Source organism: Paraglaciecola chathamensis S18K6 (genome assembly GCA_000314955.1).
Classification (GTDB): Bacteria; Pseudomonadota; Gammaproteobacteria; order Enterobacterales; family Alteromonadaceae; genus Paraglaciecola; species Paraglaciecola chathamensis.
Genome location: BAEM01000046.1, coordinates 53,237 through 61,631, shown reverse-complemented (window position 1 = coordinate 61,631; position 8,395 = coordinate 53,237). Strand labels below are relative to the sequence as shown.

The 8,395-nt window shown below is 44.2% G+C and carries 8 protein-coding genes; 3 read left to right on the top strand and 5 right to left on the bottom strand.

The window, feature by feature from the left end; translation table 11 throughout:
• Window positions 1–213: hypothetical protein (locus tag GCHA_RS23245; RefSeq protein ID WP_318249017.1), on the top strand; the 213-nt coding region annotated here is incomplete at its 5' end.
• Between the two features lie 328 nt (window positions 214–541).
• On the opposite strand, the gene GCHA_RS17830 is transcribed toward GCHA_RS23245, so the two are convergent.
• The gene (locus GCHA_RS17830; RefSeq protein ID WP_007990797.1) at window positions 542–994 is read right to left on the bottom strand and encodes a hypothetical protein; all 453 of its coding nucleotides are present in this window, start codon (window positions 992–994) and stop codon (window positions 542–544) included.
• 234 nt (window positions 995–1,228) lie between these two features.
• Between GCHA_RS17830 and lpxL the strand changes: the two genes are divergently transcribed.
• Window positions 1,229–2,128: an LpxL/LpxP family Kdo(2)-lipid IV(A) lauroyl/palmitoleoyl acyltransferase gene (lpxL, locus tag GCHA_RS17825; RefSeq protein WP_013753395.1), complete on the top strand. Its 900-nt coding sequence runs from the start codon at window positions 1,229–1,231 to the stop codon at window positions 2,126–2,128.
• A 533-nt stretch (window positions 2,129–2,661) separates the two neighbouring features.
• On the opposite strand, the gene GCHA_RS17820 is transcribed toward lpxL, so the two are convergent.
• Both GCHA_RS17820 and GCHA_RS17815 read right to left on the bottom strand, forming a co-directional pair.
• Window positions 2,662–3,168 (bottom strand): hypothetical protein, encoded by a 507-nt coding sequence (locus GCHA_RS17820; protein WP_007990790.1) that lies wholly within the window; start codon window positions 3,166–3,168, stop codon window positions 2,662–2,664.
• A 2-nt stretch (window positions 3,169–3,170) separates the two neighbouring features.
• Window positions 3,171–4,199 (bottom strand): YHYH protein, encoded by a 1,029-nt coding sequence (locus tag GCHA_RS17815; RefSeq protein WP_007990788.1) that lies wholly within the window; start codon window positions 4,197–4,199, stop codon window positions 3,171–3,173.
• 505 nt (window positions 4,200–4,704) lie between these two features.
• Between GCHA_RS17815 and GCHA_RS17810 the strand changes: the two genes are divergently transcribed.
• On the top strand, window positions 4,705–5,586 hold the full coding sequence (locus GCHA_RS17810; RefSeq protein ID WP_007990786.1) for a DMT family transporter: 882 nt from the start codon (window positions 4,705–4,707) through the stop codon (window positions 5,584–5,586).
• Between the two features lie 84 nt (window positions 5,587–5,670).
• On the opposite strand, the gene GCHA_RS17805 is transcribed toward GCHA_RS17810, so the two are convergent.
• Entirely contained in the window at window positions 5,671–6,135 is a 465-nt protein-coding gene (locus GCHA_RS17805; protein WP_007990784.1) for a DUF6314 family protein, read from the bottom strand.
• A 75-nt stretch (window positions 6,136–6,210) separates the two neighbouring features.
• On the bottom strand, window positions 6,211–8,109 hold the full coding sequence (locus GCHA_RS17800; RefSeq protein ID WP_007990783.1) for a TonB-dependent receptor plug domain-containing protein: 1,899 nt from the start codon (window positions 8,107–8,109) through the stop codon (window positions 6,211–6,213).
• Window positions 8,110–8,395: the final 286 nt, after the last annotated feature.

The window sequence follows — 8,395 nt, the reverse complement described above, 5'->3', positions numbered from 1 at the left end:
CTTCAACTAATCTCAACAAATACACCTAATGCACAGCTTGTGACACGAGCGCTTGCCTATAACTTCATCATTCCATATGAATTCCTTTCTCAACACTCAAAATTTCATAAAAAATCTTCAGTTGTTCAGCTCAAAAGTGCAGTTATTGAGTATCAAGCGGCATTTCTATATACAAAAAATCTCAACACCTATCTAATTCGAAATTTTGTATAGATTTAACGATGGCTGTCTCTTTAAAGCTGTATAGATTTAACGATGGCTGTCTCTTTAAAGCTGTCTTCTTTAAAAGCTTCGTAAACTGCGGGCTCTAAGAATGACAACTATGGCTGTCTCTATAAGTTACTATGGGTGTCAATATAAATACTCCCACCCTAGGTTTTATTAAGCTGTATCCCACCTGCTGAACTGTGCAGAGATGTTAATACACCCGGAGACCAATATTTAATGCTCTTTGCTATTAAAAGCTATAGGGAAAATATTTTCTATATTTGATTCGATAACTTGGCGAGTATTCGAAAACCAACGGAATCCCTGACTACAACTAAGCGTAGGTATTTACGCCTTTGCTAAGCGCTGGATTCACCTCCTTACCTTGCAACTTTTGTAAGTCGGACAGCACATCACGGAAGTTTTCCGTTGATTGACCCGTGCTTTCTCGATAGGAAATTCTATTTTGGTAATAATCGATGAAGTTTATTTTTTCATCCTGCACGGCTTCCATCTGCGCCTTGGTGTTTGATGTGAGATCAATACCATCCGCGGGCAGCACAACGTAACCAAGCGGAACTTCTCCCGCTTTAACCAATTGATTATATTCTCGGCGTGACATGTTGGTGAAATCGTAAACATCGCCAGAGCCTTGCTCGCTTTTGGTTTGATGCGCTGGGGAGTGTTGATCCGCTTTGTTGCCGCTACTTGGCAATTCATTGCCTGAGATGCTAAGACGTGTATTCTCGTTGAGTGGTGCTAACGCCGAGTTTGACTGAACATGCATTATGAATCCCCCTCTTCTATTCGTAATTTTTCAGTTTATAACTGTGGCTTAGCAAGAGGTATTCCAGCGACGCGGTGATGGTGCTTTCTCGCGTGGATTTGCTTGATGTTTAGACTTGGCATGCAAAATTAGAAAAATAATCTCGCCTATGTGTGCCTATAAAAACACATTTTTGTTATATTCCCTGCTCTACGCGCAACGTAATTTAATATTTTTCGGATGGCTTACCACTTCATGTCAAAATCTCTTCTACATCCACGTCACTGGGCCAGTTGGTTGGCTGTCCTTATTCTTCGAATAATTGCCTTACTCCCTTTTAAAGTAAAAATGTTAGCAGGCGGTGCGTTTGGCAGGTTTGGCTATCGTTTTTTTAAGCGCCGTCGTCATATTACCGCTACCAACATTGCGTTGTGTTTTCCACAGAAGAGCGCCGCTGAACAAACCCAGTTAGTCAAAGACATTTTCGTGTCCAACGGTATCGGTTTTTTTGAAATTGCTTGGGCGTGGTGGGCGAACCCGGAATCTTTACGTAAACGTTTTACGGTGCACGGCTTAGATGTACTGAAAAAAGCGACAGAAAACGGCCAAGGTGTGCTCTTGATCGGTGGGCATTATACCCACCTGGACCTCGCTGGCCTGATGGTGAATTTGGTCGCGGATATGGACGTTATCTACCGAAAAAATAACGATGCCGTTTTTGAACACGTCATCACCGAAGGCAGAAAGCGCGTATTTAAAAATGTGCTCGAACGCTCTGACATGCGTGAAATTATTCGTAAGTTACGTGATGGGCGTGTGGTGTGGTTTTCACCGGATCAGGATCACGGGATCAAAAACTCAGTGTTTGCCCCCTTTTTCGACATCCCAGCAGCCACGGTAACCTCAGCCAGTAAACTCATGAAGCTGGGCAAGGCCAAACCCGTGTTCGTTGCCCATAAGCGAGATCTGGATACCAACCATTATCATATAACATTTGCTGTTCCAGAGGATGAGTTCCCAAGCGGTGACGATGTAACCGATGCAAGTATTATTAACCAAATGATAGAACACGCGATCAGACAACAGCCAGACCAGTACATGTGGGTACATCGGCGTTTTAAAACGCGCCCACCAGGGGAACCTTCGGTTTACTAAAAAGCGCTCGATATAACCTAAGAATAAAACGGGCTGAATTACTTTTCGGCCCTAGTCAAAAAAGCACAATGGCTCAAACACCCACTTTGGCAATTTGAACACGGTTGTACCTACTGAGACCCCCGCCTATTAGTACTAGGTTTTGCCTTTACTCTTATCGCAATTCGCTTGATGAAGTGCCCTCTCAGAATGCAGGCAGCGGCTTTTGAACAACACGTCGAAGTGCAGAAATGGTTGTTCCCTTTTAAATACTTAGAGCGCTGTGAAAATGCAGCTGGGGCATTCCTTTCAGGCGTGTTTTAAGAAGGCTTACACCGCCATGCACGACTTCGAAAAAGTACAACTATTGATTCAGTCAAACGCCTTGTTTAAGCCCTATTACATTCTCGCTGAGTGAGGATTTATTAACGCAGAATGGCGTTAATAAAAAGAGTGCTAACTTAGTAAACAACAACTCAGCAAACGCTAGCGTAGTAAACAGTAAGCTATATACGCCAAGTAGCTAATCATTCGAAATACGCATGTTAACTGGCTTACTCAACAAAAAATGTCGCGGTAAAACCGTTAGATTTATTCAGAATGTGCGTCTGTGTTCCTGTACTCTCCGCAGTCACAATAAGCTTTGTGGTATGTCTATATATGTCTTTCACCGCGCCGTTGGTTAGCGTAATTTTCCGCAGATTTTTAGGCAACGTAATAGAGCGAAACACCACAGAAGTTTCATGCCCTAATGTTACCGCGCCCTCGCCTAAGGCGATTTGTTTATTTTCCCCAGTTAATAAGAGTGTTTTCTTTATATGCGCGAGCAGTTGCTCGTTAAATTCTTCAGGGGTAGCGTAAGGCGATTTTGAAAAGTGCTGACGGACTTCCTTTCTAAACGCATCTAATGATGAGGTTAAGGTTAAACTCAAGGTATGCTCTGACATTATACTTAGTCGCAGCACTGAATAATCAAACCCATGTGCATGAACACTGATTGAACAACACATCAGTGCAATAAACACGACAACCTTACTGGTTAGAATACGAATGTTGCCCATGTTTACTCTGCCCATGCGCCGTAGAAACAATCCAGGAATTCATTACTCTCCAGCGACAACACATGATAATGGTAGCCACGTATTTCATCAGTGTGACCTCGGCATTCATCAAGCTCCGCTGCTTCGTTTCCCTCGTCATCTAATTTTGCGTATAGCCCAAAACCATCTAATGCATAGCCAATCATTGCTGAGTGATCATCCGATTGGGCAATACGCGTTGTCATGCCGGTATCGCCATGATAGTGATAGCCTAAACTGTTGTTTACATGGCCGCCCGCATCGTCAACTGGGGCAATTTGATAGCCCGCTAGGATAATGTCTATGTCTGCTGGGTGATCAAAGCGTACGCCGTTAAATGCAAGTCCTCTAACCGAGGGGCCATATTCTACGCCGGCCTGCTCTAGGGTAGGTCCGTCACTTAATGTGACCGGCTCACTTTGTTTCACCGGCGTGATGGGAATGGGATAGGAAACCTGAGCACTCACCCACTCGGGTAAGCACTGCGCGCACATATTAGTATATTTGTCTTCAATATTCGGATCTGCTCCTTCTGCGCACTCTTGCGCGGTTTCCATTCTACGAACACTGCCGTCGTCTTCATACATTTTGAAACCCGGATCATCGTAATAGGTCGCTAAATTCGCGATAAACGGACCATCAAGATCGTTAATTTCACCTTTATCGAACCATAGGCCGCCATCCTCTGCGGTGTCATATATAGTTTCAGGGCACCACGGTCCCATGTCATGTTCTGATGCGATATGCTTTGAAGTGATTTCGTAGCATAGGGTGTCACTGCCATCAACTAACGTGCAAGATACTGTGTTTACACTGACATTTTCCCCTGTTAGAAATAGCGTTGCATCCACGTCAATCACTATCTCTTCATCGGTGACGGGCTCGGTGCTGGTATCATCTTCAACAATAATTTCATCAACAGCGCTCTGGTCAAGCTGCGTATTATCACTTCCACCACACGCGACTAAACCCAAACTCAATGAAACAAAAGCAGCACTTCTTATTTTACGCATCACAACAATCCTCTTTATTGGCCTAGTCATTATTTTTTAATCCATAGGTTCTGAATAAGCCTTGCCTACGGCGGTCACCCCGACGGAAATTGGTAATCACCTTACTAAAGTTAAAGAGCAAACATTGTGGAGAAAATAAGGATATTGCGCGCACTTTTAGCCCCGCGTCGCCTTAGCGCAACGTTAAAAAGCATCGTTAAAAAGAGCGACCTTAATTAGCCCAAGGCCAACAAAGAATAAGTGTACTCGGCCAAGAACTAGGGCAGCGTGTATTTTGCGCATACGTTAGTACGCTTCTGCACCCAACATTACTGACTAATAACGCCAGAGGCTTAGTCCATGATTGGCAAAGGTAAAATGCACTCGAGGCACCTGTATGCTAGCTCTATGCTAGCAGGCCACAGCTAACAACTGATTTTTCATCCCATAAACAAAACGCCAACCTTGATTAAATAAGTACGATGCAATACTTTAGCGCGCACATCACTTTGCAATAGAGTCTCGCGTGTTTTATTTAGTCGCTGTCACCGTTTTATGGGCATTTTCGTTTTCACTCATTGGTGAATATTTGGCGGGTGCCGTCGATAGTTACTTTGCCGTAGTTACCCGAGTATTGCTCGCTTCTTTGTTGTTTCTGCCGTTTCTAAAAGTGTCACTGCTGACTTTCAAGCAAAAACTGGCTCTGGGAGTTTTAGGCGCCCTTCAACTGGGCATGATGTATATCTTTTTTTATCACTCGTTTCTTTATTTATCTGTGCCTGAAGTACTGTTGTTTACCATTTTCACGCCCCTTTACGTGGCAATGCTCAACGATGCCTTGTTTAAACGCTTCTCGCCTTTTCATATGTTTTGCGCGCTGATTGCAACTATCGGCGCAGCGATCATTCGTTTTGAGGGCGTCAGTGAGAATTTCTGGACAGGCTTTTTCATTGTACAAGGGGCTAATCTATGTTTTGCCCTAGGACAAGTTGGCTATCGCAAATTGGCCTCAACATTCCAGCCATCCGTTTCGAATCACAATATATTTGCCTGGTTCTACCTTGGTGCGCTGGCTGTGGCCTTACCTGCCTTCTTTATGTTTGGCAACACAGATCAGTTACCGCAAACGACAAGCCAATGGGGAGTACTGTTGTGGCTGGGCATAGTGGCATCTGGGATGGGTTATTACTTTTGGAATCAAGGTGCATTGCGCGTATCGGCCGGTACCCTAGCCATTATGAATAATGCACTGATACCCGCTGGGCTGATCGTTAACCTACTTTTGTGGCAAAAAGATACCGATTTTAGCCGCCTAGCACTAGGTGCGGTGATTATTGCTGGCGCACTGTGGTTATCGCAAAAACGCAGTCAAAAAGATGCCCGATTATTGCCAAGTAACGACAGTTAACGAACGAGGGAAAGACATTTAAACGTCCACTTATTTAAACGCCTATTCATTTAACCGCCGTGGATCATATTGGTATAAATTGGCTTAACTTCGACGATAAACACTTATCATTTTGTAGTCTTTTCTTGGCCCAGTTACCTGCCACGTAGACTCCCAAAGTGGCCAGTGATCAAAGTTATAATTCACCACATAATGATCGTCACCACACAGATGTTGTGCATTTGGGTCAGCAGCACTAAAAGAATGAAAAAAACGCCTATCATCAAACAAAACAGCCAATTTACCGCCAGTTTGCTGCCAAAAATAGCTGCGCTGCGCTTGTAACTCCCGCCCATCAGGCGCAGTTACCACACCGGATTCATGGTAAATCAACTCTGAATCTGACCAGCTAAAGTTCGCCAGCCCTTCAAACGAAAACGTTTCCCCGCGTTGTTGTAGGATCTGTCTGCTAAGCTGCCACGCACCTACAAAATCTGTTAGGCAAGAAGGATGTTGATTCATCGCTACTGTTTTGGGATCTTGCGTTTTACTGTTGTTTCTATTTACCACAGCCAATCCTCATCAATGGACACACGCTCGCATCTAACCAGGCGTTAGTGACCAGTGTGGGTTATCTACTCTTATTTACCAAAAATAGCTGACAGTCGCTGATAATTGATCTGAACGCCCCGGAGTACCGGGAATTTCCTCAAAGGATTCATCCCACATATTATCGACTGCCAGTACCAGCTCTAAACCTTCAACCTGAGGCGGTGCATAAGTCAGAGTGATGTGGGTGAAAAACGCTTTATCGTCACCGTTTCGCAACAGGTTCTTTTCTTGTTTACGCCATTCATTGTCGACTCTTAATTCAAGCGCCTCGCCAGGATACCAAATCACTCCTAGCGTAAAACGATGAGGTGGATAGTTTAACGCGTAGAAGCTCGCGTCTATGTTCTCGTCACCATAATCCTCAGATTTATCAAGATAGGTATAGCTGGTCACAAAATCAGCGTTTTCCATGCGCGTAATGGCGATAAACTCAAAACCAATTGTTTCAATATCTACCGGATTCGCCACCCGCGCAGAAGTGGAGTCGAAGCTGTAGGTCCAGTCCGTTAATTCGTTATCCCAGCGGTAGAAAACAGCTGAGTCTACCCGCCATGTAGCTTCATCTAAAGAAAGTCCCAATTCGAGGTTTTTACTGGTTTCTCGCTCAAGCGTATCATTGCTTCTAAACAGCCCACTTGAGGTACTTCCACCAATAGCGGTATACCCTGCTACTTGCGTGGCTTCTGAATAGGACAAGTTAACCGTGCGCGCTGAATTGTCTGAGTTTATTTTATGCCAAACAACATCGCTTATCAGCGATATGCTCGAATCATCGCGATTGGTATCGTCATAGGCGGCTCCTGCCCGAAACGTAATGTGCTCATTGTCTTTTAAGGCTATTGCGTATTCAGGAACCAAACTTACTTTGTAGTAATCTCGCGAAGTAATGTTGTTTTCAAGACTAGTCGATTCAATCTCGTCTGCTGTGAATTGAACGGCATAGTTCAGCGCAAGTTTCTCAGTAAGCCCATGGCGACCTGATGCCGCGACTGATTTTACCTTAGTTTCGTGAAATGCTTGAAAGCTCTCTGGGTTTTCTCTTGAAAAAACATAATGATCGTTTTGCTGACGGTAATAAGCTGACACTTCAAAAGTGCTTTCTTGAGCATATTGCTGCAGGTGATTGAATAGCAACAAACGGGTTTCTAAATCTTCTGTTTCATTCACATTGAAAGGGGTATACAGGTTAGGCCAGCCAAAAAACTTTTGTTGATAGCCAAAAAACAAGTCGGTTTGCGATGAGTCACTTAACAGCTGTATGCGCCCTGAGGCCCGTTCAAATTGATGGTCACCATTATCTATCGTTCCATCACTTTCAGAGCGAGAGTACTCTCCTTCAATACCGGCTTTCCATTGGGAAGAATCATCCACCGACCAGGAAACAGCGTTGTGAATTCGTTGCATATTGAAGTTATTGTTACCCATGCCTAACGAAACACTGCCTGCCGTTTGAATTGGCCGCCATTTAAATGCAACCGAGCCGACTGAACTATTAGCGCCATAAAGTGAATTATCCACCCCTGTTAAAATAGCGGGTGCGCTGAGCATTTCAGGGGCAATCGGCATTTCAGCAACGTAATGCCCAGTTTGTGGGTCGATAAGGGTAGCGCTTCCCACACTAAAGCCCGTGTTTTCAAAAATTCCACCGCGGATGGTGATATCAGCTTGTGCTTCAGCCATGTTTCTAGATTGCAGATCGACTCTAGGGTCGTATTCTAAATTTGAGATGGGCGAATTAAAGGTGCCAACCGGTGATTCATTCGCCGTTGCTGCGCCCTCAACCGTGATTTTTTCGATGTCCTTTTCGATGACATTCTCGGTGTTGCTTTCTATCGGTCTTTCCGAGTTTTTTTCAACAACCACCGCACTGAATGAAGAGAGTGAAAAGGTAGAGGCTATACACATAGCCGTTGTTATTACTGCGCGGATCATTGTTCTTCCTTTTTTTGCGGCATGTTGTGTGTCTTGTTGTGCATGTTTGTATGTCTTATTGTGTACTTTCAAAAATAACCTTAGCGGGCGTACTCGTGCCTAACCCGAAAGCATTCAGCAGAATATATCGCTGCAGGTTTATAATTAATGGTTTGTAGCTCGGTATATGTCATACGTATTTGTAGTCACGTATTTATAGTTGCGGGTTTGCAATGTAAGGGCTCGCAAATAAACCAGCGCAATCCTTAACCCGATACCAAATGGGCGTGGATTGTATATGATTGGC